Source organism: Nonomuraea sp. NPDC003560, from assembly GCF_042878785.1.
Classification (GTDB): domain Bacteria; phylum Actinomycetota; class Actinomycetes; order Streptosporangiales; family Streptosporangiaceae; genus Nonomuraea.
This window is the reverse complement of the sequence record NZ_JBIAOF010000005.1, coordinates 1-24,166: the sequence shown is the minus strand read 5'-3', so window position 1 is coordinate 24,166 and position 24,166 is coordinate 1. Positions and strand designations below refer to the sequence as shown.

At 66.1% G+C, this 24,166-nt stretch carries 31 protein-coding genes, 1 tRNA gene and 2 pseudogenes; 9 read left to right on the top strand and 25 right to left on the bottom strand.

The features are described 5' to 3' along the window. Positions 1 to 171, top strand: a complete 171-nt coding sequence (locus ACFYUV_RS20440; RefSeq protein ID WP_387670436.1) for a hypothetical protein — start codon at positions 1 to 3, stop codon at positions 169 to 171. A gap of 156 nt (positions 172 to 327) precedes the next feature. After that, entirely contained in the window at positions 328 to 546 is a 219-nt protein-coding gene (locus tag ACFYUV_RS20435; RefSeq protein ID WP_387670434.1) for a hypothetical protein, read from the top strand. A gap of 148 nt (positions 547 to 694) precedes the next feature. On the opposite strand, the gene ACFYUV_RS20430 is transcribed toward ACFYUV_RS20435, so the two are convergent. From ACFYUV_RS20430 to ACFYUV_RS20415, 4 genes are all read right to left on the bottom strand, one after another. Beyond that, complete coding sequence (locus tag ACFYUV_RS20430) at positions 695 to 931, bottom strand: hypothetical protein (RefSeq protein WP_387670432.1); 237 nt, start codon at positions 929 to 931, stop codon at positions 695 to 697. A 166-nt stretch (positions 932 to 1,097) separates the two neighbouring features. Beyond that, complete coding sequence (locus ACFYUV_RS20425; RefSeq protein WP_387670430.1) at positions 1,098 to 1,466, bottom strand: hypothetical protein; 369 nt, start codon at positions 1,464 to 1,466, stop codon at positions 1,098 to 1,100. 55 nt (positions 1,467 to 1,521) lie between these two features. Further along, on the bottom strand, positions 1,522 to 1,830 hold the full coding sequence (locus ACFYUV_RS20420; RefSeq protein WP_387670428.1) for a hypothetical protein: 309 nt from the start codon (positions 1,828 to 1,830) through the stop codon (positions 1,522 to 1,524). Beyond that, complete coding sequence (locus ACFYUV_RS20415) at positions 1,820 to 2,464, bottom strand: Panacea domain-containing protein (protein WP_387670426.1); 645 nt, start codon at positions 2,462 to 2,464, stop codon at positions 1,820 to 1,822. Before ACFYUV_RS20415 ends, ACFYUV_RS20420 begins: the two co-directional genes overlap by 11 nt. Positions 2,465 to 2,559: 95 nt before the next feature. Between ACFYUV_RS20415 and ACFYUV_RS20410 the strand changes: the two genes are divergently transcribed. Continuing rightward, positions 2,560 to 2,841, top strand: coding sequence for a hypothetical protein (locus ACFYUV_RS20410; protein WP_387670424.1), 282 nt, complete (start codon positions 2,560 to 2,562; stop codon positions 2,839 to 2,841). Between the two features lie 47 nt (positions 2,842 to 2,888). On the opposite strand, the gene ACFYUV_RS20405 is transcribed toward ACFYUV_RS20410, so the two are convergent. From ACFYUV_RS20405 to ACFYUV_RS20365, 9 genes are all read right to left on the bottom strand, one after another. Next, on the bottom strand, positions 2,889 to 3,017 hold the full coding sequence (locus ACFYUV_RS20405) for a hypothetical protein (RefSeq protein ID WP_387670423.1): 129 nt from the start codon (positions 3,015 to 3,017) through the stop codon (positions 2,889 to 2,891). An 86-nt stretch (positions 3,018 to 3,103) separates the two neighbouring features. Next, a complete protein-coding gene (locus ACFYUV_RS20400) occupies positions 3,104 to 3,331 on the bottom strand; it encodes a hypothetical protein (protein ID WP_387670421.1) in 228 nt (75 codons plus the stop codon). A gap of 85 nt (positions 3,332 to 3,416) precedes the next feature. Continuing rightward, positions 3,417 to 3,581 carry a hypothetical protein gene (locus ACFYUV_RS20395; protein WP_387670420.1) on the bottom strand — a complete coding sequence of 55 codons (165 nt, stop codon included), beginning with the start codon at positions 3,579 to 3,581 and terminating at the stop codon, positions 3,417 to 3,419. Positions 3,582 to 3,590: 9 nt separating this feature from the next. Next, positions 3,591 to 3,848, bottom strand: coding sequence for a hypothetical protein (locus tag ACFYUV_RS20390; protein ID WP_387670418.1), 258 nt, complete (start codon positions 3,846 to 3,848; stop codon positions 3,591 to 3,593). A 272-nt stretch (positions 3,849 to 4,120) separates the two neighbouring features. Beyond that, complete coding sequence (locus ACFYUV_RS20385; protein WP_387670417.1) at positions 4,121 to 6,265, bottom strand: hypothetical protein; 2,145 nt, start codon at positions 6,263 to 6,265, stop codon at positions 4,121 to 4,123. Then, a complete protein-coding gene (locus tag ACFYUV_RS20380) occupies positions 6,262 to 6,585 on the bottom strand; it encodes a hypothetical protein (protein WP_387670416.1) in 324 nt (107 codons plus the stop codon). The genes ACFYUV_RS20385 and ACFYUV_RS20380 overlap by 4 nt, the downstream gene beginning before the upstream one ends. A gap of 13 nt (positions 6,586 to 6,598) precedes the next feature. Next, entirely contained in the window at positions 6,599 to 7,546 is a 948-nt protein-coding gene (locus ACFYUV_RS20375) for a DUF2637 domain-containing protein (protein WP_387670415.1), read from the bottom strand. 377 nt (positions 7,547 to 7,923) lie between these two features. Then, positions 7,924 to 8,247 (bottom strand): hypothetical protein, encoded by a 324-nt coding sequence (locus ACFYUV_RS20370; protein ID WP_387670413.1) that lies wholly within the window; start codon positions 8,245 to 8,247, stop codon positions 7,924 to 7,926. Continuing rightward, positions 8,244 to 8,390, bottom strand: a complete 147-nt coding sequence (locus tag ACFYUV_RS20365; RefSeq protein ID WP_387670412.1) for a hypothetical protein — start codon at positions 8,388 to 8,390, stop codon at positions 8,244 to 8,246. Before ACFYUV_RS20365 ends, ACFYUV_RS20370 begins: the two co-directional genes overlap by 4 nt. Before the next feature lie 343 nt (positions 8,391 to 8,733). Here ACFYUV_RS20365 and ACFYUV_RS20360 point away from each other — a divergent pair, with 343 nt between their 5' ends. Then, positions 8,734 to 9,213, top strand: coding sequence for a GntR family transcriptional regulator (locus ACFYUV_RS20360; RefSeq protein ID WP_387670411.1), 480 nt, complete (start codon positions 8,734 to 8,736; stop codon positions 9,211 to 9,213). A 60-nt stretch (positions 9,214 to 9,273) separates the two neighbouring features. Here the strand turns inward: ACFYUV_RS20360 and ACFYUV_RS20355 are convergent, their stop codons facing one another. Continuing rightward, a complete protein-coding gene (locus ACFYUV_RS20355; RefSeq protein WP_387670409.1) occupies positions 9,274 to 9,714 on the bottom strand; it encodes a hypothetical protein in 441 nt (146 codons plus the stop codon). Between the two features lie 72 nt (positions 9,715 to 9,786). Continuing rightward, positions 9,787 to 10,740, bottom strand: coding sequence for a tyrosine-type recombinase/integrase (locus ACFYUV_RS20350; RefSeq protein ID WP_387670408.1), 954 nt, complete (start codon positions 10,738 to 10,740; stop codon positions 9,787 to 9,789). 124 nt (positions 10,741 to 10,864) lie between these two features. Between ACFYUV_RS20350 and ACFYUV_RS20345 the strand changes: the two genes are divergently transcribed. Further along, a tRNA-Arg gene (locus tag ACFYUV_RS20345) sits at positions 10,865 to 10,938 on the top strand. A 221-nt stretch (positions 10,939 to 11,159) separates the two neighbouring features. On the opposite strand, the gene ACFYUV_RS20340 is transcribed toward ACFYUV_RS20345, so the two are convergent. The 7 genes and pseudogenes from ACFYUV_RS20340 to ACFYUV_RS20310 all read right to left on the bottom strand — a co-directional run bounded on the left by ACFYUV_RS20340 (position 11,160) and on the right by ACFYUV_RS20310 (position 17,001). Then, a complete protein-coding gene (locus ACFYUV_RS20340) occupies positions 11,160 to 12,542 on the bottom strand; it encodes a tyrosine-type recombinase/integrase (RefSeq protein ID WP_387670406.1) in 1,383 nt (460 codons plus the stop codon). Next, complete coding sequence (locus ACFYUV_RS20335; protein ID WP_387670404.1) at positions 12,539 to 12,730, bottom strand: helix-turn-helix transcriptional regulator; 192 nt, start codon at positions 12,728 to 12,730, stop codon at positions 12,539 to 12,541. Before ACFYUV_RS20335 ends, ACFYUV_RS20340 begins: the two co-directional genes overlap by 4 nt. After that, complete coding sequence (locus ACFYUV_RS20330; RefSeq protein ID WP_387670402.1) at positions 12,727 to 14,340, bottom strand: replication initiator; 1,614 nt, start codon at positions 14,338 to 14,340, stop codon at positions 12,727 to 12,729. The genes ACFYUV_RS20335 and ACFYUV_RS20330 overlap by 4 nt, the downstream gene beginning before the upstream one ends. A 147-nt stretch (positions 14,341 to 14,487) precedes the next feature. After that, a pseudogene (locus ACFYUV_RS20325) lies at positions 14,488 to 15,905 on the bottom strand (FtsK/SpoIIIE domain-containing protein). 84 nt (positions 15,906 to 15,989) lie between these two features. Beyond that, entirely contained in the window at positions 15,990 to 16,313 is a 324-nt protein-coding gene (locus tag ACFYUV_RS20320) for a hypothetical protein (protein ID WP_387670401.1), read from the bottom strand. Next, positions 16,310 to 16,576, bottom strand: a complete 267-nt coding sequence (locus tag ACFYUV_RS20315) for a hypothetical protein (protein ID WP_387670399.1) — start codon at positions 16,574 to 16,576, stop codon at positions 16,310 to 16,312. Before ACFYUV_RS20315 ends, ACFYUV_RS20320 begins: the two co-directional genes overlap by 4 nt. Then, positions 16,576 to 17,001, bottom strand: coding sequence for a plasmid replication, integration and excision activator (locus ACFYUV_RS20310; protein WP_387670398.1), 426 nt, complete (start codon positions 16,999 to 17,001; stop codon positions 16,576 to 16,578). The genes ACFYUV_RS20315 and ACFYUV_RS20310 overlap by 1 nt, the downstream gene beginning before the upstream one ends. Before the next feature lie 164 nt (positions 17,002 to 17,165). On the opposite strand from ACFYUV_RS20310, the gene ACFYUV_RS20305 reads away from it, so the two are divergent. After that, complete coding sequence (locus ACFYUV_RS20305) at positions 17,166 to 17,558, top strand: hypothetical protein (protein WP_387670396.1); 393 nt, start codon at positions 17,166 to 17,168, stop codon at positions 17,556 to 17,558. Positions 17,559 to 17,566: 8 nt separating this feature from the next. Here ACFYUV_RS20305 and ACFYUV_RS20300 read toward each other — a convergent pair whose 3' ends face one another. Both ACFYUV_RS20300 and ACFYUV_RS20295 read right to left on the bottom strand, forming a co-directional pair. Beyond that, positions 17,567 to 18,259 (bottom strand): GntR family transcriptional regulator, encoded by a 693-nt coding sequence (locus ACFYUV_RS20300; protein WP_387670394.1) that lies wholly within the window; start codon positions 18,257 to 18,259, stop codon positions 17,567 to 17,569. A gap of 288 nt (positions 18,260 to 18,547) precedes the next feature. Beyond that, positions 18,548 to 18,832 (bottom strand): hypothetical protein, encoded by a 285-nt coding sequence (locus ACFYUV_RS20295; protein WP_387670392.1) that lies wholly within the window; start codon positions 18,830 to 18,832, stop codon positions 18,548 to 18,550. A gap of 345 nt (positions 18,833 to 19,177) precedes the next feature. Here ACFYUV_RS20295 and ACFYUV_RS20290 point away from each other — a divergent pair, with 345 nt between their 5' ends. Beyond that, on the top strand, positions 19,178 to 20,467 hold the full coding sequence (locus ACFYUV_RS20290; protein ID WP_387670390.1) for a hypothetical protein: 1,290 nt from the start codon (positions 19,178 to 19,180) through the stop codon (positions 20,465 to 20,467). Between the two features lie 369 nt (positions 20,468 to 20,836). Here the strand turns inward: ACFYUV_RS20290 and ACFYUV_RS20285 are convergent, their stop codons facing one another. Then, a complete protein-coding gene (locus ACFYUV_RS20285) occupies positions 20,837 to 21,568 on the bottom strand; it encodes a hypothetical protein (RefSeq protein ID WP_387670388.1) in 732 nt (243 codons plus the stop codon). Between the two features lie 298 nt (positions 21,569 to 21,866). Here ACFYUV_RS20285 and ACFYUV_RS20280 point away from each other — a divergent pair, with 298 nt between their 5' ends. Continuing rightward, complete coding sequence (locus ACFYUV_RS20280) at positions 21,867 to 22,628, top strand: hypothetical protein (RefSeq protein WP_387670386.1); 762 nt, start codon at positions 21,867 to 21,869, stop codon at positions 22,626 to 22,628. Positions 22,629 to 23,789: 1,161 nt separating this feature from the next. Then, a pseudogene (locus tag ACFYUV_RS20275) lies at positions 23,790 to 24,075 on the top strand (transposase); the annotation flags it as partial. Between the last annotated feature and the right edge of the window lie 91 nt (positions 24,076 to 24,166).

Below are 24,166 nucleotides of genomic sequence, written 5' to 3'. Positions count from 1 at the left end.
ATGGAGCGCTGGTTCTGGGTGTCGCTCGCGTACGCCACGTTCGCGATCGTCGTGCGTGATGGTCGTGTTGTGGACGCAGCACCTATCGCCAGGTGGGCGATAGGGAAGCCAGAGCAGCGGGTCGCTGACTACTACAGGCGTAAGGGCGCGGAGTTCGCCGAACTCCGGTAACAGGCTGAGCACGAAGAGGGCCGGGTCACCTACGGGTGGCCCGGCCTCTTCCTCGTTTAGGAGGATGTTGGGAGGATGCCTCTCATGAGTGGAAGGTTCTCGGGCGCGGACTACTAGGGCCACGCCAGACCGACTGGCGGGCCCGAGAGGGTTCGCATGTCCCGCACCGACAACACCATGCCTTACCGGGTCCAGAAGCAGGACAGGCCAGCGTGGATGAGCTGGATGCGCTACGGCGGCTCCTTCGCTGGGATCGGCAAGGACTGCAACCTGTACGATCGCCGAGCACGGCAGCGGGTACGGCTCGCCCTGCTGAAGGGTGTCGAGCCTGAGCCGACCCGGCATCGAGGCCACGCCAAGTGGATGTACTGGTGATCAGCCATCAAATGTCCATCAAGAGGGCTGACCAGCCGAGTTTGATGCGCTTTGGCGTCACGGAAACAAACTAATCAAACAGCCGCAAAACGCTTCGCCCCGCTCAGTCCTTCGGGACTGGGCGGGGCTTCTTCGCGTTGTATAGCGGCTACTTCGGGACCTGGCCTGTGCCACCACACGGCCGGCAGTTGACGCGCTTCTGGGTGGTGACCGTGCCGCCGGACGGAGTGGTCACCTCGACCGTCTCGTACCAGTAGCCCTGGCCTCCGCACCGCCCGCAGTCCTTCGTGTCGGCGCTTTCGACTGGGCGGGGGATGGGATCGGCGGGCGGCCCGTACTGGTCGGCCACGCCCTGGGCCTGTTCAGCAGTGAGGTTGGGGATCACAACGACACTGCCGGAGGGGGTAGTCAGCTGTGCGAAGTGGTCACGGTCTCGGTCCATGCCTCGACGGTAGGGCTGTGAACCGCGTTCGGCCACCGAAATGACAAGCCCCCGCCCGGTCCTCGCGGATCGGGCGGGGGCTTGTTGGCGTTATGCGGGGAGCGCTGTCTCAGAGAGAACTGCGGCGGCCAGTCACGTAGGTCGGCCCGGTGTTGATTAGCTGCGTCTCCACGTACGTCTCGCCCTTGTGCTGGGTAAAGATGATGGCGAACTCGCCCTGGCACCCATCGCACCAGCCCGTCAGAGCGATGCGGTGACGCCGGCCGACGCCGATCTTGCTCCCGACTGGGGCCTCCTCGCTGTCGTGTCTCACTTCCCCGGTGATGCCGTGGACATGGATTTCCTGCGGTTCGCGGTCTTCGCGGCGAGCGGATACATAAGCGGTGTTGACGTGGGTGCCGTAGGTCTCACCGCAGGAGGGGCAAACGAGGAGGTTGCCCTTGAGTAGGAGCAGTCCTTCGGGTGGCGGGTTCGACATGGCCATGAAGGTACAGAGCGCCGAGTCCTCGCCGTAGGGCATTCGCGCGGGCGAGCTATACCGGCCAGCCAAGTGTGCCGATCTGGTCACAGACTACGCGCCGCTCCGACTCGTAGATCCAGAAGTTGCAGACGACCACTTGGCCGTCGTGGAACGTCCACGGAATCTTCGCGAACCAGTAGTTGTCATCGACTGGTTCCCGACGTGCGCCAGCGTACGGGTCGCTGAACCTGCTCATGATCCAGTCGAGTACAGCGATGCGCCTCTGCTCCGAGATGGCCGAGACGGGTTCGTTCTTCTCCCAGATCTCCATCCACTCGATGAAGCCTTCAAGCCTGTACGGTGAGGCGTCGTTAGTAGCCACGGGCGGCTGCCAGCATGGCGCGGAGCTTCTCGGGGTCGTCTGGCTTGCGCGGGATGTGACGCCGCTCCTCGACTCCAGCCATCCATGCGCGTACTTGGTCGGAGTCGAGCCGGATGCCGTCCTCGTCGTCGGCGTCTTCCGCTGCGGCGAAGTACTCTCGGATGGCTTCCACCTCGATGCGGACACTTCCGCCCGGCATGCGGCGCTCGTTGGCGTCCAGCCATGGATCCTGGCTGTGGGAGAGGTTCTCCAGGTCTTTGCCGCTCAGTCGGCCGTACCTGCTCAGTACGTACCCGACCGTGTTGAGCTCAGCTTCGCTGAGGGGAGGCGCGTACGTCTCCTCGCCGACTCCCTGATACCAGGCTTCGCCTGTCTTCTCCTCATGCCACAGCGTGGGCACCACGGGCCCCATGTCCCAGGCGCAGATCGTGTCGCTGAACAGTGGCCGGCCGAACGTTGCGAGGTGGTGTCCCTGGGCGAAGTACAGGAGTTTATGTACCTGGACGCGGCCCAGTCCTGGGTGCCGCTCGCGGAGGGCGGCTGCTACGTCGCGAGCTGAGACTGGCATGGGCTCAGGATAGGCGTCTGATCTTGGCTGGTGAAGGCCCTGCCTGTTTCCGCGCGTCTCGCTCATGTGTTCGATTCTCTCCCGATCGTGTCTATAACGGAAGAGCGTTATGTCCTGTTCTAGGATTCCCTTCGCATCAATTTGAACCGGGGGAGACCGCCATGGCTGACTACGAACTGCCCGACGACCTGATCGAGGCACAGCGAGCGTTCTACGCGGCCGAGAGGCGCTGCCAGGAGTTGGTGGACGCTGAGCCAGCGCCGACCGCCATCACCGCGCTGGAGGCGGAGCTGAGCGACGAGCAGCGTCAGGCCCTAGCCGCAGCGCGGGAGGAGCGGCTGCAGGCGGTCGAGGCGTTGCACCGGCATCCGTTCTGGAAGGATCTCCCGGCCGGCGACAAGATGAAGGTTCAGGCGAAGCTGCGTGAGGCCGCCAAGGGGTGAGCCCCGGCCCCATCGTGGGAAGGCCGGGGCTCACAAGCCGTCGAGCGCTACTGCTGAGGGACGAGCGGTGTCGTCGTGATCTCGCCAGTGCCCCTACACATCGAGCAGGTCATGCCGTCCTTGACCTTGGCGCCCTTACAGTCCCAGCAGGTCTCGCGGATCTGGTCGATGCTCACGGTGGTCTCCTCGTGTTGAGGGTAGGGATCTAGCGGTGCGAGAGAGGGTTCTTGCCGGCGTCCTGTGTGTGAGCCGGCCGACGGTTTCACGGCTGGTAGCCGTGCCGCTCAAGAGCGGCCTCCACGAAGTCGACCTCCGCTTGGGTGGACCCCTTCAGCGCCCGGTAATACCGGTCCCGGTTCGCCACGAAGTCGTCGCCATCAGGGTCGCCGGCGAGCCACTTCATGCCAGCCGTGAGCGCTTCACGTACGAGGTCCGGCCGCACCGGCGGCGGGTCGGGGGCATTGCTCTTCTTGCTGCTGAACAGTCCCACAGGTGTCCTCCTCCGTTGGGGAGCTGGCTGCTCCGGGCGTCCGCCACGCCCCCTCGTCGTGGCGGACACCCGCAACAGCCACCTGTCAGGCGAGGACGCTGGTGAAGAACACCGACAGTTGGTTGGCCCCGTGGACGATCCCGTCGAAGACGCCGTGCACAGCTGTGGCGGCCTGGGCGGGACGGGTGAATAGGTAGAAGATCGCGAACGCGGCCAGCAGGTACAGGCTGAACTTCCTCTTGCGGTTCATCGCTGCTCCTTAACGGGAGAAAGAGGTCCGCACCCTGTGGGCGGCCTGGGCTACTAACTTCTTGGCCTCGTCCGCGCCGACGGCGTCGACGAGCTGCTGCCACGCCGCACGCTTGGCGTCCCGGCTCACGCCGAAGCCGTTCGCGATCTGAGCGAGCTGGTTGCGCGTGTTCGTGGTCTGGCCCTGGTCTTTGGCGTGGGTGAGCATCTCCGCCGGCATGGTGCTGCGGGCGCCGGCGTTGGCGACCTTGTCGAGGAAGCTGAACACGATGCCTTCTTTCTTGATCGGCAATGAAGGAGATGGAGGAGCGGGGTGCTCCGGACGCCCTCCCGAACCGGTCGGGGGAGCCTCCGCAGCCACCGCGTCCGGTTAGCTGAAGGCGACGAAAGCGACTAACACGGTTAGTGATCCCACCTGCGGGTTAGTGCGCCTAGAAGTGGGCCGTGACCTGCGAACTGTTAGCCCGGTTAGGTGGTTAGGAGAGGTGAGGCGAGCGCGATGAAGGGGCCATTTCGAGCGCCTTTCGGGGCACGCTCACCTCACTCACCCGCCCTGCGCTGGTCGCGTACTCGCCGCAAATCGGCAGGGTCGAGATGGAGGACGTTGTGCGGGTTGGTCACCCTCACGCCGTACTCGCGGGTGAGGATGTCCTTCAGCTCGATACCGGTCAGGTTCTGGTAGGGCAGCCAGTTCGGGGCCAGCCTCCGCAGCCGGGCCGGCAGGTCGGCCAAACGCTCGCGATCACTGCCCAGAACCTCGTCCAAGTCGTCCAGGAGGTCCCTGGCTTGCAGATCCGCGGCCCTGCCCGTCCCATAGCCGGCCTTCTCGCGGATCTTCAGGGCGCGATGCACCACGGGAACGGCCTGGGTCTGGGAGACGAAGTAGGAGCGCAGGAGGCTCGGCTTCGGGGTGAAGCCGCGCCCCATGAACGTTCCGACGTCACCGAGGCTCTCGTCGGTCTTCGGCTCTAGGCCGACCGCGGAGATGCCGGCCTTGTAGGACCCGGTGCCCAAGATGGCGTCATTGCTGGTCTGGTCACCGATGGCGAAGCACGCCTTGTTCGAGGTGATGGCGATGAGTCTGCGAGGCAGGGAGTCAGAGGACGCCTCAGGTGTCGCGTAGACGATGGTAACCGCGTACTTGCGGGCGGCGTTCTCGGTCTTCACCGCGATCTCTAGCGCCTTCTGGCCGAACTTCTCGTGCAGGAACAGCGCCTGACACTCGTCCACCACGATCACGCGGGGACGCAGCCGCTCGTCCTTCTCCGCCAGCGCTCGGCTCGCTGCCCGGACCCCGTGCTCCTTGAGCGCCTTGCCGCGCACACTGAGCTCGTTGTAGATGTCGTTCATCGTCGCCAGGCAGTGCTCGGCGACGTCCTCGCCAGTCCCGGTCCTGAGCGTGCGAAGGCGCGGGGCCATCGGGTCGTAGTCAGCGTTGTCGGCCATGCAGAACACGTCCGCGTCGACCAGCGGGTCCAGGAGTGCGCCGAGCAGAAGGGTGATGATGAGGCTGCTCTTGCCCGATCCCATCATTCCCGCGATCGCGTAGTTGGCCTCGAACAGCCGGCCGTTGATCGGGCGGCGGCGGATATCAACAGCGCAAGGGACGCTGGCGAAGTAGTCGGTGCTGCCACCATGCAGGAGCGGCCAGTCGGGCACGGAGCCTGACAGTGCGCCCTGGTCGGCTACCCACAGGTCAAGCACGCCGGGCATGGTGCGCGGCTCTGTCGGCCACACCTCGATCGGGAAGCGTGACAGGTTGTGCGCCAGCGTCTTCTTCTTCTCCACGATCATCTCGACGGTGACGGACATCGGCAGTTCGAGCTGGGAGTGGTAGCCGTTGCCGTCCCGTTCGGTCGGAAGGATCCAGCGGGGCCGCCAGCCTGCCCTGAACGCCTTGTTGAGCGGGGCAAGCTCCAGGTGGCGGAGTGCCTGCAGGATGGCACTCTCATCGGGAATCGAGTCCTTACCGGACGTCTCTCCGGAGACCTCTCCCGCTTCTTTGGCCAGCCACTTAGGCGGGATCGTGTCCTTGCGTCGCCCCTCTCGCCGCCCTGCTACGACGGCCACGATCGGCGCGGCGACCAGGGCGGGGATCCACAGGAACGCTATGGCGTCGAACAGGAACCGGATGACTGAGCCGACCCACCGGAACACGTCGATCCCGTTGCCGCCGGTCATCCACACCAGCAGGGCGACAAGCGGAATCAGCACCAGCAGCAGGGCGACGATGCTGACCGCGACCTTGAGCACGCTGAGCCCGACCTTCGGCAGCTCCAGCAGGCGGGCCCGCCGCCGCTCCACCGCCTGCTCCTTGCGGTCCTGCCACAGCGCGAGCGCTTCGGCGTTACCGGTGGCGTCGGCGATGCGGATCTGCTTGCGGTAGACGCCGAGGGTGAGCCCGTCCCAGGCGCGCACCCACCAGGAGTGCCAGCCCTGCGCCACAGTGACACCCTCACGGACTACCAATCGGGCGACCTTGACGGTGGTTTCGGATGGCTGCACGCGGACGAGGGGGCCGGGCCTGCGGACCGCCACCTCGCGCGATGAAGCGGTCGGCTCCTCGACGATCTCGGTGTCGTAGACGATCTGCTCCAGTTCCTTGCCAGGCTCGTCGCCATCAGGGAGCGGGGGAGCGTCGTCGGTGCTGCGCACCAGACGCAAGGGACGGCTTTCCAGGCTCATGAGGACACCGCTCGCAATCCATCCGTGCGGACCAGCCTGTAGCGGCGTCCATCAGCGGAGAAGGCGGTGGCGACCTTGGCGAGGAACCAGGCGGCCACAGCTGACAGGTTGAACACGGCTGAGCGGAGCGCCCACCAGCCGGCCACGCCGAGCGGGGCCAGGCCAACGCAGAGCGGCCACAAGGGGAACTCCCACCAGCGTGCCGCGCGCACGCGGGCGGCGATCTGCGAGGGGGTGCGGGCTTGAGCGGTGGGCTCACGCAGCGTGCATCCGGGGAAGGCCACCAGCGCCAGGATTGCGATCAGCAGATGGGTGTTCATGGCGTGCCTCCGGTCACGGGGTGGAGCGGGGTGCTGAACCGTTCGGGGAGACCTGCTCGGCGTCACGCTGTTCGCGCCACTGCCGGCGTCGAACCGACATCGGCGGACCGCCGAGCACCTCGGCGGGAGTCAGGCCGGCGGTGAGTTCTTCATCGGTCGGTTCAGCCTCGGGCGTCTCTGAGACGGACTCCTGGCCATGTACTAGAGCTGCCGCCACAGAGGCGGCGTAGCGCTGGGCTTCTGCCAGCTTCGCTTCGCGCTCCTTGCGCTCAGCCTCCAGGCGCGCTTCCTCCTCGCGGCGAAGTTCGGCCTCTTCGCGGTCTTGCTCGACCGCCTTGCGGACGCGTACGGCTGCGCGCGGGGAGATGCCGCAGACGCGGGCGAGCTTGTCGCGTCCGACCGCTTGGTCGAGGTCGAGCAGGACGCTGTAGACCTTCTTGGCGATCTCCTCGGGGTCGGGGTCCAGTACGGTCTCCACGACCCGTACAGGCTCCTCAACGCGGATGGGCTCGGGCGTGCTCTCGTTGCCGTGTTCGGGCTGGTCGGCGTGCGTACCGGGGAACAGGTGGCGGAGAGCGAACACGATCAAGTGGGAGCCGAAGAAGATGGCGCCGATCACCTGTCCCGCGATCAGCGCGACCACCGGCCACGGCAGGTCCGGCACGGCTCCGGACACGGGGTTCCGGGTGAACTGGCCGAGCCCGTGCAGGTGGTTGATCACGAACGAGGTGAAGGTGAACAGCCCCACCACGAACAGCGCGTAGAGCCGGGCCTTGCGGGTGTGGCGGAGCACCATCGCCGCGATCAGTGCGATGACGATCAGTCCGTCCGGGGCGAACGGGTACAGGGCGGCGCCGGTCGCGTCGAAGTGGCTCGCGAGCGCCGCGTCGCGGTGTGCGGTCCACGATCCGCGGAACGCGACGGCGATGATTCCGAGCAGCACGATGCCCAGTCCGGTCACGGCGAGGAAGGCGCCGGTTGACAGTTTGGGGCGTACTGGCCGGCGCTCGGCCCAGTCGGTGACGCGGCGCTCGGGGGCGGACTCGATGCTGTCCGCTATGTCTCTAGCCTCGCCCGCAGGCTGGCTCGTAGGATCACCCATTGATCGGGCCTTCCGGTGTAGACGGGAGTCCGGTTGCAGGGCCTCTCGCTCGGGTTGCAGCCTGAGCGAGAGGTCCTTATTCGGTTGTGGAGGTTGGTGGCCGTCCCTGGGGAGGTCCCGGCCCGCAGCGAGCGCCAGCGGCGGAACTGGCGGCGCGAGCCCTCCCCGAAGGACGGCTTGAGTGCCCCCGCCCCGGCATCCCCCTCCGGCTACCAGGGCGAGGGCGGTCTAAGGGGTCAGCGCCGAAGGTGGCGCAGGTACATGCCGTACGCCCGTTGCATCAGCGCGACGCGTAGATCCTGGTCGGAGATGCGGAGCTTCGCCGCCGCCCTGGCGTACTCGCCTGTGATCGGCACGGGCCCCAACTGGTTCAGCATGTAGAGCAGAGTCACTGCGGCAAGCACGTCACAGTCCTCGGCGGGTCGCCACGGCTTCGTCTGGTGGCCTCGCCGGCCAGCCTCGGTGAGCCACCAGCCGCCTTCGGCGTCGATCTCGAAGGAGTAGACGGCGCCTTCGGGAGCGATGGCGGCGAACTCGTCGCGGTAGTCGCGGGGGATCACTGGTCCTCCCGGTCCGGGATGACCTGTTCGACGAGATGGCCGTCTGCGCGCTTGCGGCAGGTGGTGCCAGTGGGGCCTTCCCACTCCCCGTAGGCGTTCTCGCCGATGCTGTCACCGCACGCCAGGCAGAACACGAAGCCCATCACAGGTCTCCCGTCTGTCTGCAGGGAGTGACGCTGCGACGGAGCCGGGCTGCGGTGAGGCGGCGCCACCGCTCGAAGATGAGCAGTTCGTCCTCGGCGCGGGTGCCGGTCAAGAGGTCGTCGTGACACAGGTCTTCGACAGCGGGGGGAGGCCCGTCATCTCCGCCGGAGGTGACCGGGCTCTCCCGGCTAGGCAAGTCGGGGAGGGCCATGCCAAGAAGGTACTCCTAGACGAGCTATCTGGTCTACAGGTAGATATAAGTTGTCCTGCAACACTTAAGATCTCGACAAGAAGCATGTAGTGGTTCAATAGGGCACCAGATAGCTCATCTACCGTGCCCACGTGCTCAATCGTGAGGGACCCGTGCCGCTCTATCAGCAGGTTGCAGCCGAGATCAGGCGCCGCATCGAGAGCGGTGAGATACCGCCTGGCCACGCCGTCCCGAGCGAGCAGGAGATCGAGGACGAGTTCGACGTCTCGCGCATCACGGCGACGAAGGCGCTCCGGCTGTTGCGTAGCGAGGGTGTCGTCTATCTCGTGCCGGGCCGCGGGACGTTCGTCGGCCCTGAGGACGCGCCTCGCGTGTCGAAGGCGACGAAGCCGTATGAGCGGATCGCCGGCGAGGTGGCCGAGCGGATCAGGGCGGGGGAGTTGCGGCCTGAGTCGCCGATCCCGAGCGAGAAGACGCTCATGCAGCAGTACGACGTAGCGAAGGGAACTGTCCGCCGAGCGGTAGCCCTCCTGCGCGAGCAGGGGTGGGTGTTCACGGTCGAGAAGCGTGGCAGCTACGTGTCACCCAAGAAGAACTGGCCTAAGAGCTGAGCGCCGCTACATGGAAGCCCCCGGCTTGGGTGTCCGGGGGCCGCTGTTTTAGCGAGTCATTCAATCGCCAAGTGTGAGCTCCAGTGGCGTCTTCACCTGGGCCGCGGTGAACTGGACGCGTCCACGGTGGCTCACTTCCACGCCATAGAAGTCGTGACCTGCTGGCGCTGACACCGCAAACGGAAAGACGCAGTGCCGGTCGAGGGCGTCCGGGCCGCCCGGCCGGCGCATCTTGCCGGGTCCAAGCGCGGCAAGAGCGATGGTCTTGCTGGCCGCGTCCGTGACTACAACTTGGACCCCCTCCTGGATGTCCTTGAATCCTGCTCCGGTGGTCGTGCAGGGCTCCCCGTCAAGGCCGTTCTGAGAGACCCCGCCGCGGACTGCGATCGTGCCGCTGATGTCGAGCGTTGCAGACGGGGAAGACTTGGGGACGGGCAGTATGCTCCCGCATCCGGTGATGAGTGTGGCGACTGCGGCCAAGCAGACCGTGCGTAAGCGCATGGCGTGACTCCAGAGACGGAAGGTCCGGACGAGAGAAGACGCACGCCTTGCTCGTCCGGTGTACCCGTCCGGTCAGATACGGTCGCCGGGAGAGAGTCGAGCGTGAGCGATCCGAGCTCGCCGCTCAGCCGCGCTCGCCCCGTACCGGCGCACCATGGCATGCGACTTCCAACCGGCGATGCGCATCAGGTCGGAGTCGCTGCCGCCGGCCTCAGCCCAGTCGTCGGCGAACGTGTGCCGAAAGCGGTGCGCGTGCACGTTCGTCACCTGCGCCTGGACACCGCGGCGCTTGAGCATCTGCTGGATACCCGACTTCTGGAACTGGCCCCGCTTGCCCAGCCACAGCCATTCGCACTCGGCATCGATGTGGCGGATCCGGGCCCTGATGTAGCGGTCGAGGTCGCGGGCCGTCTTCTTGCCGATCGGGACCTGGATGATGTCGCCGCCCTTCAGGCGGACGCGCAGCAGCTTCTGGGGGAGGAGGACATCGTTGAGTTCGGGGTCGCTGCTGTAGCGCAGGCCGGCCACGGAGGAGACGCGCAGGCCGGTGTCCATGAAGATGCGCATGATGGCGGTGTCGCGCCGGTCTACGAGCGAAGTGCCCGAGCACGCCTTGAGGAGCGCCTTGAGCTCGTCGTCACTGAAGGTCTCGGTCGGCGCGGTCGGCACCTTGGGCCGGGTGACGTTCACCATCGGGTGGACGGCGGTCCGCTCGCCCTCGCGGATCACCCAGTTGAAGTAAGCCTTCAGATTTCGGTAGTGCTTGTCGGCGTTGCCGGGGCTGCTGCTGCGCACTCCGCAGTCGCAGGGCAACTGATGGTCGGTGTCTTTCCAGCAGCCGTTCAGGCATGCGGCAAGGAAGGAGCGGATCTGCTCGGCAGTGACTCCCTCCACCCGCTCGGGCATGGAATGATGCTCCAGGTAGGTCGAGAACAGACGACCTGTCGCCATGTAGGAGGCGATCGTGCCATCGGAGCGGTTTGCGGATTCTAGGGCGAGAGCCCACGAATCCAGTAGGTCGCGCACGCGTGGTGATCTATCCTGTTTTGGGGGCCGGGGCATGCTGCGGATCCTATGCTCTACTCTGTGCGTGCACACGGGGTTCTGTGGCAGAATCTTCGCGGAGTCCCTGGTCAGATAACTAAATCGAGCGCCCTTAGCTCAGCTGGATAGAGCACCGGACTTCTAATCCGACGGTCGCAGGTTCGAATCCTGCAGGGCGCGCAACCAGGACCAGGCGATCTGTGGGTTGACCTGGTCTTTTGCATGATCGACGGTCTTGGCTCGTAGGCAGGGTGAGGCGGCCGAGAGCAGCCCTGTGCCACTGCTCGCGGAACATACGCGGAATGCTCGCAGGCCCGTTTTCCCAGGTGGTGCGGTGGTTTCGAGGGCCGGAAACGACGAAAGGACCCCGAGATGTCCTGGGGGCCTGCCGTGGCTGTTGGTCATGCAGCGAGCGCATCCAAGATCCGCCCGTTGGCGACGTCCCGCTGGCCGTCGATGCACTTGGCGTAAACACGCAGCATCACGTCAACACCATGTCCCGCCCGTTCGGCCGCTTCTGGGGCGTGTACGCCCGCGTTGAGCCACAGTGAGACGGCCGCGTGCCGAAGGTCGTACGGCCTGCTCGCCAGGGGAGACGCGGCCTGCTCAGGCGTCAGGGCGTACGTCCGAGCCTCCTGCCAGACCTTCGCGTAGGCCGATCCGGAGATCACACCGCCCGTGCGAGTGCGAAACAGCCGGCCGTCCGGTCCGACCCCGAACGTCGCGATGTGCTGGCAGAGGATGGCCACCAGTTCGGGCGGGATGGGGACGGTGCGGGTCTGCTTCACGTCCCGGTGCTTCAGGCCGCGCTCGTCGTGGGCCTGCCCGGAGTCGGTGAACCGCTTGTTGCTCTGGGGCCTGGTCTTCTCCAGCGTCAGCAGGCCCCAGCCCTTCGCCGGGAGGTGGCAGTCCTTCTGCCGCAGTCCGGCCGCCTCAGCCGGGCGTAGGCCGCCGAAGTACATGCAGGCGAACATCGCGGCCAGCATCGGCCCGCGTGACCGTCCCACGTAGGTCACCGCAGTGAGCAATTCGCGGGCTTGCCGCGGATTGACCACCGAGCGCCGGTCAACCTCGCCACTCACCTTGGCCTTGCGGAACTTGACCTTGTGAAGGGGATTTCCCGAAAGCTCCTCCAGCTCCACGGCGTATTCGAGCACGTGGTGGAAGACGGCCCGCTTGCGGCGGTAGGTCGAGGTCGCCGCAGGCTTGCCGTCCAGACAAAGCGCCAGGGCTTCCAGCGCCGCACGGGCGTGCTTGGTCTCTTCCAGAGCGCTCAGTGGAAGCGACGCGCTCTCCAGCCAGCGCAAGGCCCGTGCGATCTCCGGTGTCGGCGTCGGCCTGCGATCTTCGGGCAAGAACGAGTACACGCGCAGTGCCCGCCGGATGATCTCGTCGGATGGTCGGCTGGGAGCGTCGCCGACGAGGACGCGGGTCACGGTGGCGAGTGTGTCGGTCATCCCCTCCCGGGACTTGGCCGCCGCGTGGGGCCACCAGGCGTGCACGTAGGCGACGGCGAAGGAGTACCAGGTGCGAGCCTCCTTGGCCTTGACCATCGATGTCGGAAGGCCGGTCTCCACATCGAACGCTTCGCCCTTCTTGGCCGCCTGGCGGAGGTCGGACAGGAAGCTCTCGGCCAGGCCCTTGGTCTTGAAGGTCGAGGACTTCTCTCGGCTGCCGACCGTCCAGCGAACGGTGTGGGAGACGATCCGAGGCTTCTTGCTCTTGCCGTCCGGCCTGGTGTTGGTGCGGATGTCCCAGAACTTGACCTTGTAGGAGGTCGTCATGCTGTCCTCCGGAGGGATTCGAGCCAGGAGTCGAGGTCGCTGCGGTAGATGCGGAGTTCGCCGTTGGGCAGGCGGATGCCCTCTGGTGCCTTGCCGATCTCGCGCCAGCGGTAGAAGGTGCGGCGGGAGACTCCGCCGAGCTCGGTGAGGACCTGGCGGACGGTCAGGAGTTCGTCGTGCTTGGTCATGCGGCCCTCCCCATGTCCTCGGTTGCCGAAAGGTCTTGTCCGGCTGCTCTGGCCTCCAGGTCTCTGAGGTGTGCTCGCCAGCGTTGGCGTTCGGCCACGGTGCGCAGGAGCCGGATGGCGAGTGGTGGCACGTTGGCGTCTCCGGCCGGTACGGGTCTCCAGACGTAGCGGTGTGGGTCAGGCGTCTCGTCGCTCTGGCCGAGGGCTTCCAGGACCCAGGTGCGGCGGTCCTGCTTGTGTTCGGTGAGGGTCTTGTTGCTCCACTTGCGGGAGACGAGGATGCGGCGTCCGGCGTAGCCGAGATGCTCAGGCTTGTGGGCCTTGCTGCGGCAGTGACCGGGGGGCATGCCGGGCTTGGCCCCCTTGGGTTGGATGCCGTAGCGGAGCCAGTTCGGGCAGGTGGGTGAGCAGGGTTCGTAGCGGAGAGCGTCCAGCATGCGGGTGGCGTGCTGTTGCTGGGCCTGGCCGCCGTCGAGGGCGTCGCCGATGGACTTGGTGAGGTACTTGGACAGGTAGCGGATGCACTGGTCGGCGTCCGGGGTGCCGGCGAGCACGCCTTGAACGTCTACTTGGTCGCCGAAGCGGATGACGTGGAGAGGTTCGGCGTCCTCGTCGAGAGCGTCGAGGGCTTCGTCCCAGGTAGGCAGGACTTCGCCGGTGGCCGGGTTGAGGTAGCCGGTGCCGTCTTCCCAGACCGGTAGGTGGTCGCCGTCGAAGATGACTTCGTCGGCCTGTGGCCACCAGACCTGGTGGTAGGTGGCGGCGGCTATCTGCTTGATCTCGGCGCGTGGGAGCGTTCCACGGATGGCCATGTGCAGGTGTGGGGCTAGCCGCTTCTGAGGCTCCACTGCGGCGAAGTACTGCATGTCGTAGCCTGCGACGCGGCGAAGGTTCTGGACGAAGCGGTCGATGAGCTTGGAGAAGTGCAGGGCGTCTCGTGCGGCGCGGCGGTAGTCGTAGGTGTCGGGGTCGATGGGTGCGCCTTCGCGGACCTTGCCGTACGAGGGCAAGGTGAGCGTGACGAACAGGGACGGGCGGTAGGTTTTGCCGTCCGGTGCTTGGAACGTGCGTCCGAGGGTGGTGTTGGTCATCTTGCGCTTGGGCAGGTCGGGCGCGTCCTGCCGTCGTCTGGTGGAGCGGGAGCGCTTGGTGGTCGTACGGCCGAGGAGGTTGCCGCGCATTCCTGCGGCGTTGATCTCTTCGTCCAGGCCAGTGATGATCGCGTCGAGTTCGGTGGTGTCGTCGCCGGCCTTTTCGGCGGCGTCGCGCTGGGCTTGGTAGTCGGCGCGGAACTCGACGAGCCAGCGCTGCTCTTCGTTCGGGTCGTCGGGTGTGATGGTGGGTTCGGTGTCCAGGTGCCAGCCTTCGCGGCATTGAGCCTTGCGGAGCTGCTTGTTGCGCTTGGCGCATGGTGGGCATTTGCTGTCGAGGGTGGCGCCGCACGGTACGTCGATGATCTCGGACTTGCCGGTGACGGTGTCGAGGCGCTTGAGCGGGATGGGGCGGATGCAGACGCCGTGTTGCTTGGCGACTTCTACCAGTACGTCGTGTGCCATCGGCATGGCCTGGCGGACGGCTCGGGGGAGTGCGCGGTCGTGCGCAGGGGTCATGCGGTCCTCCCTTCGTCGGGGTCGGGGACGATGAGCGCGGTCTGGCCGCACTCGGTGCACTCGACCAAGGCGCGGACCGGGTCGAGGCGGAGAACGTTCAGGTGAGGCAGGTGGCGCAGCGGAGGCCGTCGAGCAGGTGAGTGAGCGTCATGCGGCCTGCCGGTAGTAGGTGACCATGTCGCGGATGTCGGCGTCGGAGACGTAGGCGGCGCGGACTCGGATCGGTTCGGGTGAGGTCTCCAGCCGCATGTACGCCACACCTGCGCCCAGCTCGGGAATCGGTGAGATGTGGTCGGCGAGTGCGCCCCGGTCGCGTGCCCCGTCGCCGAGGACCATGTCCACTTGTTCGGATTCGTCCAGGCGGAGGGCGATCTTGTCGGGGAACAGGTTGCGGATGTTCAGGACTTCTTTGCGTGGGTCTTGGAGGGCGGCCATGACGCCGACGCCGACTGAGCGGCCTTGGGTCGCCAGGGTGGCCAGGGCGGCGGAGATGCGTTGCCGGAGGTGCTTGTCGGGCTGGTAGGCGGTCAGGAACGCGACTTCGTCGACGAGTACCAGGACGAACGGTCCTCGACGGTCGGCGTGTGGGAGCGCTGGAGACCGGCGAAGCGGGAGGCGCGCTTCTGCATGACGCTGACGGCCTCGTCCAGTAGGTCGGCGCAGTCGGACGGGTCGGCGGCGTAGCGGCCTTGGAACAGCTCTCGACCGAGGGACAGTTCCATGTGCTTCGGATCGAGCGCCCAGACTTCGGCCAGACCCGCCCGCATCGCAGGAAGCAGGCCGCGGATCGTGTCCCACAGGAAGGAGCCCTTGCCGGCCCCGGTCGCTCCGGCGATCAGGACGTGGGTTCCGTGGACTTTGAGTCGGAGAGGTCGGCCGTCCTCCTGCTTGCCGATCTCGACCGGGCCGACGGAAGGTTCGTCCGGGATGGGAAGGGCGGGCATGGGGGCGGCCAGGGGATCGCTGCGCGGGAACGTCAGCAACAGTCGGCCGCCCTTGATGAGCGCGAACCGGCAGGAAGGTGCTCCGAAGCCCTGGGCGAGGTTGTCGAGGCGGTCGGACCAGTCCTTGACCGCCTGACCTGCAAGCATGCGGACGGTGATGCGGTCGGCCCATCCGTCGCAGGTGATGCGGATCAGGCGAGGTAGGTAGACGCGGCCGTTGATGCGTCTGGCCAGGCCGGAGACGTCCATGACCGATTGCCAGTGTCGGCGGTAGACCGACATCAGCCGCCACCAGGCCAGCAGGCGGAAGCCGACGAGGCGGGAGAAGGAGTCGGGCTCGGTGAAGGCCCAGGCGAGCAGGGACAGGACGGCGAAGCCGAGCATGGATGCGGTGGCGGGCCAGCCGTACCAGTACCAAGCAACACCCAGGACGACCGGCAGGCCGACTGCGATCGGATGCCGCCAGGTGGTGCGGACGAGGGCGGTCAGGAAGCGCAAGATGTAGATGAGGAAGGTGATGATGGCGGGTGTCTTGACGACGGCCGGGCGGAAGACGACGGCCGTGTCGGGCGTGGTGGAGACGAGGTTGCGCGCCTCGTCGCCAGGCAGCCGCTTGAACATAAGCTGGGAACCTCTCGTGATGTGGAGTCAGGGGAGAACCGAGGGGCCGCCGGAAGTTGCCGCTTCCAGCGGCCCCGCCTCATGTCAGGTCGCCGGGCCGGTGGTGTCCGCGGTGGCGTCCTTGTCGGCCTGTTCGGCGTGCAACTGCTCGCAGTCGGCCAGGTAGCGAGCGGCAGCGGTGAAGATCTCGCGAGCGGTGCTCAGGTCGGCGTCGGTGACCGGGCCGGCCCCAGTGGTGGAGATGTGGACGTTCGCCTCGGTGGAGTAGAGCTCCAGGTACGGGCGCGGGCTACTGAGCAGGAGACCAGCGCCAACCTTGAGGTCGGACGTGTGGAAGGAGACGCCGACGTGCGGCGTGGACTCCGGTCGCAGGGACAGGGTGACGTAGGTGTACGGGCGGGCACTCATGCCGCGACTCCTTTGCCGTCGGGCAGGTCGTAGAAGCTGCGCTCGATGGAGCGGGCGAAGCGGTTAGCTGCGTGGGCGAGCTGGCGGGCGAACTGCAGGTCCTCCACCGTCACCGGTCCGCTGGTGGTGACCAGGACGGAGGTGGCGCCGAAGTCGAGCGCCAGGACGGGCTCACGGCGGGTGAACGGGTGGTTGAGGGTGCGGGCGGCGTGCCCGGTGGTCAGCCGGATCACGCTGTTGCGCGGGGTACGGCGTCGGGTCATCAGGCGGCGTCCTTTCCGGCCGAAGCCTTGTTCTGAGCGGGTTGGGCAGTCTGGCGGGGCGCGTACATCTCGCGAACTTTGATCGAGTAGGCGAGGCGGCCGGCGGCGTTGACGTACGGCGTGATGGCGATGCCGTTGAACTCGACCGGCGTGAACGGAAGCCCCGGCATGGGTTGTGGGGGGACCGGCTGGACCGATGCGAGGATCTTGACCGCGACGGTCTTCTGGGCGGGCTTGAGGGTCGGGTCGCCGTCCATGACCGCGACCTGCCAGACCAGCTCTGCGGTCTGCTTGTCGCGGGCCTGCACGAACCGGCCGTTGGACGAGGCGTCGAAGTCCTTGACGGGCTCGACCTCGCCGACGATGTAGCAGCCGTGCGGGAAGACCATGGAGAAGGTGACGGGGATGGGGCCTTGCAGAGCCATGGCGGCTCTCCTCTCTTGACTGACAGGCACTTAACCTATCAAGTTGATGCTCCGAGATTACGCAGCTCAAACTTGCTAGGTCAAGTGCCTAAGAGAAATTCTGGCGCGGAATCGTGAATCCCCTGTGCTTTATTCACGCTAAATCGGACGAAATAGTCACAATTGTGGAGACCGTAGAAACGGAGCCCGGCGCCATTAGCGGCATCGCCCTCGGGCTGTTAGCGCTCATCTGGGTTTTCGGGGTACCGCTCTGCCTCATGCAGGCGCTTGAGGCCAGCATGACGTTTCCCGAAGTTGATCAGGCAAGTGTGAGCGGATGGCTGACCGCAGCCGCATGGATCTTCGCTGCGGCGCCAGTTCTCGCCACGGGAATCTGCCCGTTCACTGACAGGCGCGTCGGTGCATGGATCTTCGGCGTCATCGCAGCGGTATGCGTGATCTTCGTCCTGGGATCCGTACAGGCCCATGAGGCGAAGCTGCACCCTGTACCGTCTCCCTCGCCGTCCAACCATTGCATGGAGCGCAGCGGTGGAGGCAATGACTGCCCAGGAGGGTAGGCGTCGCCTCAGGCGATCGGGTAGGCGTCTTCCAGCTCGTGTCGGTCGGCGGGAAGCAAGACTTCCACGACGATGAGAGGCCGGCCGGAGGCGTCGCGGACCGCGCCGAAGACAGCCAGGAGTGGCTGGTTCTTCGGCATCGCGAGCTGCCTGGCCTCGTCAGGGGAGGGCATGCGAGCGGTGATCTGCTCCACGATGTGATCGAAACGGACGCCCTTGCGCGCCTGGAGGTGTTCCCGGAAACCCTGTCTTAGGGGTTCCCCGCTGGTGAGATCTGTTCCTTCGGAGAGCTCCAACGGCAGCCAGAGCGACACCAACTCGGTCGGCTCACCATCGCGTGTGATCAGACGCCGCCGTACGAACGTCTTGCTCTTGGGCTGGAGATCGAGCAGAGCGCTGATCCGATTGGGGGCGGTCACCGCACCCACCTCGACAACCTCGCCCGTGGCGTCGGTCTCCGGCTTGGTCAGGTACGCCTGCCCGGGCCGCTTCTGCTCGACGGAGGCCATCGCCGGTCGGCCGCGTACGAAGCGGCCCTTGCCCTGCTGGGACTCGATCCATCCCTGCTCTCGCAGCACACGGAGGGCGGCGACAACGGTAGGACGGGAGACGCTGAACTCCTGGATGAGCTGGTTCTCGCTCGGCAGGAGCGTGCCCGGCAGGTACTCTCCCGACTCGATGCGCCTTTGGAGAGTCTGCACAAGCTGCGCATACTTAGGCGGCACGGACTCTAGCGACATCATGACCGTCCAACAGCCGACAGGTTGTTTTACCAAGTTTGAGCGTAACCGGCTTGCCGCCGGCTGTCCACGTGGTTCGCTGAAGCGGAAGCCGTACATGAAGAACCGGCAGGCAGCGCAGCGACCGGGCTGGGAAGGGTGCCGCGGGGGATGCCACTGCAACTGCCTGCCGGGGAAGGCATGGCGAGACCAGACGGTGACCCTCACCCCCCTTCGGAAAGGATCACCCCTGCCTCGCCGTGCCCGTCATCACCTGGCGACGTACTCAGCCAGGACGTTCGCCGCGCCCTCCGGGTCGCTGGTCGGATGCCGCTTCTCGGCGTTCTGCCAGGAGTAGTAGGCGCCGCCGTACCCGACGAACACCCACACCGGCAGCCCTTCCACCGGCCTGTGCACCAGAAGCACGCTGTTGTTGTCACGCAGCTCGGCATTGACGCCGAGGCCCGTGAGCCGGTCACGCAGCCGGACGAGCATGATGCCCTCGGCCTCGCGCTGCGGGAAACCCGCCTCCACCGCCTGAATGATCGAATTCATTTCACGCTCCCTTCGGCCCGGCCGCTTCCGAGGCAGTCGAGACACTCCTGCTCCCCACTCAAGGTCTGATCTCCGTCGTCGTCGCCGATGAGGAGCGCACGGCGTGAGTCACGCAGCTTGATCCCGCGTCCCCGGCAAGCGGGGCAGCACGACGTCTTGCTTGTCTCGTCTGGCCGGGTCACCGTCGCCATCTCCTCGTTCATCCGGCGTTCCCTGTGGCGGGAGGCCGCGTGACGTACCGTGGTTGCTTGATGACAAGTCCACCGGCAACCGCGTTTCTGCAGGACCCCTGAACGGCCCCCTCATTTCCCCTTTCGAGCCCCCAGCCGGGAGGAAGACCCGCAGATGCCCGACTACATCCCGAACGTGCGGCTTCGGGCCTGGCGCAACGAAAAACACCTTTCCCGCGCCCAGATGGCCGACCAGATCAACGCCACCCCCATAGGCATCGCCGAACGCCTGGCCTGCGACGAGGAACGCGTCCGACGCTGGGAGGCCGGCGAAGTCCGATGGCCCCGCACGCCCTACCGGCTCGCACTGAGGCAACTGACCGGTCGGGAACCGGAAGCACTCGGCTTCTCACCCACCAAACAGACCGGCAGCCGCCTCATCGAGGCCCAGGTCATCCCGGCCGACGCCCTACGAGCCGAAGCAGACCTGTACGGGACGATGGAACTCGCCCAACAACTCCAGGCGTCTGACGTCGGAACCGGCACCTTGGAAGCGCTTGCCGAGGCCGTCGATCTGTTGTGCCGCGCCTATCCCGTCGTGCCCGCAGGCACGCTCAGGGATCGCACCCAGAAGCGCTTGGCGCAGATCAACCGTCTGCTTGCCGGACGCCTCACCCTTGATCAGCATCGCGAACTGCTTGTGATCACCGGCTGGCTCACCGCCCTGCTGGGCTGCGTTCACTACGACCTGGGGGAGAGGGAAGAGGCCGAGACCGCAAGACGGGCAGCGTTCGAGATGGGCCGCCAGGTCGGACATGGCGAACTCATGGGCTGGGCACACGAGATGTCAGCATGGTTCGCCCTCGTCGAAGGCCGCTACGAAGACGTCGTCACCGCCGCCCGCATGGGCCAGGCCGTCGCCGGCACCAGCAGCGCAATGGTTCAACTCACCCTGCAAGAAGCCCGCGGCCTGGCCCGAATCGGAGACCGTCGCGAAGCCGACCGCGCCCTGACGCGCGGAGCGGAAGTCCTGAGCAGCCTGCCCATGCCTGATCACCCAGACCACCACTTTGTCTTCGACCACGCCAAGTGGGTCTTCTACGCCGCCACCTGCTACACCTGGCTCGCCGACGACGACCGCGCCGAAGAACACGCCCGCGAAACCATCCAGATGCACACCCGCCCAGACGGCACCTCAAACGCCCCCATGCGAGTCGCCGACGCACACATAGACCTCGGCATCGTTCACGCCCGTCGAGGCGAACTCGACGCAGCAGTCGACGAAGGCCTAGCCGCATTCGACATCGACCGCCGATCCCTCACGGATCTCGTGAACCGCGCCGGAGACCTTGACCGCGTACTACGACAGCGCTACCGACGGGAAGCACTTGCCGAAGAGTTCCACGAACGCTTCGTAACCGCCCGCAGAGCCCTAACCAGCCGCCGTCCTGACCTACTCGATTGAGCGCAACTCGGATCTGCTTGCTGGTCTGCCGAATTGCCGAGTTGTTCTCTTAGGTATCAAGCGGCGGCGCGGCGCGCCGCCGTACCTCCGGCCCTCCGCCCGCCCGCCGTCCGGGCGTGCGGCCTGGGGGCCGGTCCCGGACGGCGGCGGGACACCAGGCCGGGCACCGCACGCCGCCCCGCCGTACCAATCGAACGCGCCGACCGGGGTTGCCGCGCCGCCGCACAGATGCAGCCCTACGATCGCCACTGCATGGCTGGACGCCGTACATGCTTGGGGCGATCGACGATCCGTGCTTCGTTCCTCAGCACGGCTCACCGGATGGCGTGGCCGGCCACCATCACTGGTCGATGTGGGCACTACTGCGGCTCAAAAGGGCGGGTCATCGCTGCACCCTCCTGCTGTCGAGAGAATGCACTCCAAATCTTCCTGCTTGACCAGCGAGGCGGTTTCTTCGCCCCATGCGCGGAGGCCTCCTACCGCGATGGCCTGGTAGCCCCGGTCCAAGCTGGTAGCCAGAACGCTGCGCACGATTGGTGCGATGCTGGCTTGATGGTGGGCGAGTTCGGGGGCGTCCAAGAGCGGTACGGCTGCGGCGAGGGCCGCTTCCCGTACGGGGAGATTGGGGTCTTGGAAGAACGCGGCCACGGCGCGGAAGAGCGTTGGACGAAGGGCCCGGACTTCCGTGAATTCCGGGTCTTTCCCCGGCAGGAGGCCCAAGCGCACCAACACCGCTTCGACATCGTTGCTGACTCCGTCAGTAATGGATCCCAGCCACTCCAGCAGCTCCTGACGTAAGGGATACCACTGGCCATCCTCGCGACTTGGCACCAAGGTGTCGGTCCGCGGATCGCTGAGGATCGCAGCGACGTACAAGGCTGCCGGGCCTGTCGCGGAGTAGAGAGTATCTTGATGGTGCACCGGGTCGTTGAGGTGGCGGACGGCCTTGGCTTGGGCCTCCGGAGTGCCAAGGAGGAGGTCGGCCAGCGCGGCAGGGGTATCGTCAGCCGGACCCAACGCGTGTTCGAGCGAGGCCCAGTCGGTCTGCTTGATAAGCGCAAGTGGATCTGACGGAGGATCCGTCACATTGTTGATCGCCACGTTTGCAGTATGGCTGCTGATCTCAACATGCAGAGTGTGGGCCGCACGGAGAGATAGGGCGGACCTATGTTCGCCGGGCCATTAGCGGGCCATTAAGAGGGGTAACGAGGGGTCAACCACGGTCGCTCAGGACCGACCTGCCGCCCAGCTCAGCGCCTCAGTAGGCCGTGATCGATACAGTTCCCAAGCTGACAGCGCCGCTTTCGTCTCCTTCACCATCAGCTCGGGAGCACGGAGTTCGCTAAGGTAGCAATCTTCGGATGACGCAGGTTTCCGGAGTCTTTGAAAGCGAACGCTCGTGACGAACCTTGACCAGACGTCCGCGCGACTCCGTCTCGACGCCGCGTTGAACCGCATGGCCGTCACCTTCCGCGGCATGACCGCACATCCTGATGAGTACAACTGTGAGTGCCACTGGGGCAGCGCGGAAGAGCTCGCGCAGTTGAAGGTGCCGGAGGTGGAGCTGGACCTTGATCTCCTGCGTCGCGCTTGGCAGCCCAGCGACTGGGATGACCATGCATCCGTGTTGCGCCGCGTTCTGCCCCAGTTGTCGAGGGCTCTCGTCGGCGGTCTTGTCGAGCCGCTCTTCGGTATGGAGGAGGTCGGACGTTCGTTTGCTCGCGGCGAGTGGCAGCAGTGGCCCGACGAGCACGTTGCAGCGGTCTGGGAATTCCTGAACGCCTGGTGGGCCCACACTCTCATCGACCCGGATCCCGCTGTTCCCGCGCACGAACTTCTCGCACTGTGCAATGAAGCCTCCGCCACACTCAGCCCCTGGTTGCACGTCTGGGGAGCGCAGACGTCCAGCGTGGCCGACCACCACCTAGCCAAAGCGGTGGCGCATTGGGAGTACGACTTACTGGGAGACCAACTCCCCTGGGAAACCCGGGAGGACGAGGAAGAGACGCGTATCGAGTTGACGGCCTGGCTGATCCGCAATGCCCCTGCCCGGCTCCGTACCCAGTACGCCCCTGTAGAGCTGCTCCATCGGATACGACTGCTCGGCCTCGCCGGCCCTGCCCGTTGGGAGGACCCCCACTGGCCTGGCCACTGCTACTGAGGGAGCGCCCATCGCGAAATAGTCGCGGCTGCGGACCGTCATGCGAACAAGATCCGGAACATGCGCGGAATGACCTTGCCCCAGTTGAGAGGCATTGGGCGATCACACGCAGGTCAGTACGTTGTTGGTCCGCCAAAGGACGATCCACTTCTAATCCGACGGTCGCAGGTTCGAATCCTGCAGGGCGCGCTTTGATCATGGCCTGACCTGCGGATATGCGGGATCGGACGCGTTCTAGAACTTTCGTCTAGCGATTACGTGCTCCGTGCGTGCTCGGTTGCACCAACCCTACACACACCATGATCATCCGGCATCTCCGAGCCTGTGCGGCAAGAGCAGCGGCCCCGCCTCGCCGCGAGCGGGCGGCGAATGCGGGGCCGGATGCTTGATCCGACTGTCAGCTCCTCAGCGAGACCACTCTCCCGCTCTCGCCCTGCTCTTCCTTGCCGAACAGCAGGGCCGCGGTCTTCTCGGCCGCTCGCGGTGGCCACCTGCGGGTCGACGGCCAGCATGCCTTGCGCCTGGGCGCGTAGGAAGGTCCTCCACGAGGTGTCGGTGCTTCGTGGAGCCGGGTCGACCCTCCGGGGCCGCAGGATCCGGCGTACGGTCGCCTCACTGACCTGGGGGCCGAGCAGGACCAGTTCACCGTGCACCCGGCGGTTTCCCCAGGACGGGTTCTCATGCGTCAGGCGCACCACCAGCTCCTGGATCTCCTTGCTCATCCGGGGGGCGGCCGGACCGGTGCGGATGCATCCATCGGTGCTGGACCAGGCGACGTGCCAAGCCAGCAGGGTGTCCGGTGTCACCAGCCGGTAAGCCCGCACCCCAGGTGGTGAGAGCCGGGACAGCGCGGCCAGGATCGCTCGATCGGCCCAGTCCGGCTTCGGCCGCGTGACTTGCCTTCGCAGTACCGCCACCTCATGCCGGAGCACCATGGTCTCGACGTCCTTCACTGCCTTACCTCGGCCCAGCAGCACCAGCCAGCCGAACAACCGAGTCATGATCAGATACAGGAGATGGAAAGACACAAGGACCGATCTTGCCCGTATCGGCGGATCAGGCCGACCTGGAGGTCAAGCCCCTGCGAAACTTTTGAAGCGGTACGGGGTGTGAATCGCCCCGGGTTCGGTGGAGACTCTCTCTCTTGAGAGGATCGAGTCCATGCCAGGTAAGTCTCCCTACCCCGCCGAGCTGCGCCGTCGAGCGGTGCGGATGGTCGCCGAAGTACGGCCGGATTACCCGACCGAGTGGGCCACGATCAACGCGGTCGCGACCAAGCTCGGCATCGGCACCGCGGAGACACTGCGCACTTGGGGTCCGCCAGGCCCAGACCGACGAGGGCAGCCGGCCAGGCCGCACCACCGATGAGTCGGCCGAGCTGAAGCGGCTGCGCCGGGAGAACGCCGAACTGCGGCGGGCGAACGAGATCTTGAAGGCCGCGTCCTTAGATTCAAAGAGTCAAGGCAACACATTGGGCCGGGGTTCGGTAGCCGAGGCACTTGCGTGGGCGGTTGTTCAGCCGGGCGGCCAGGGCGTCA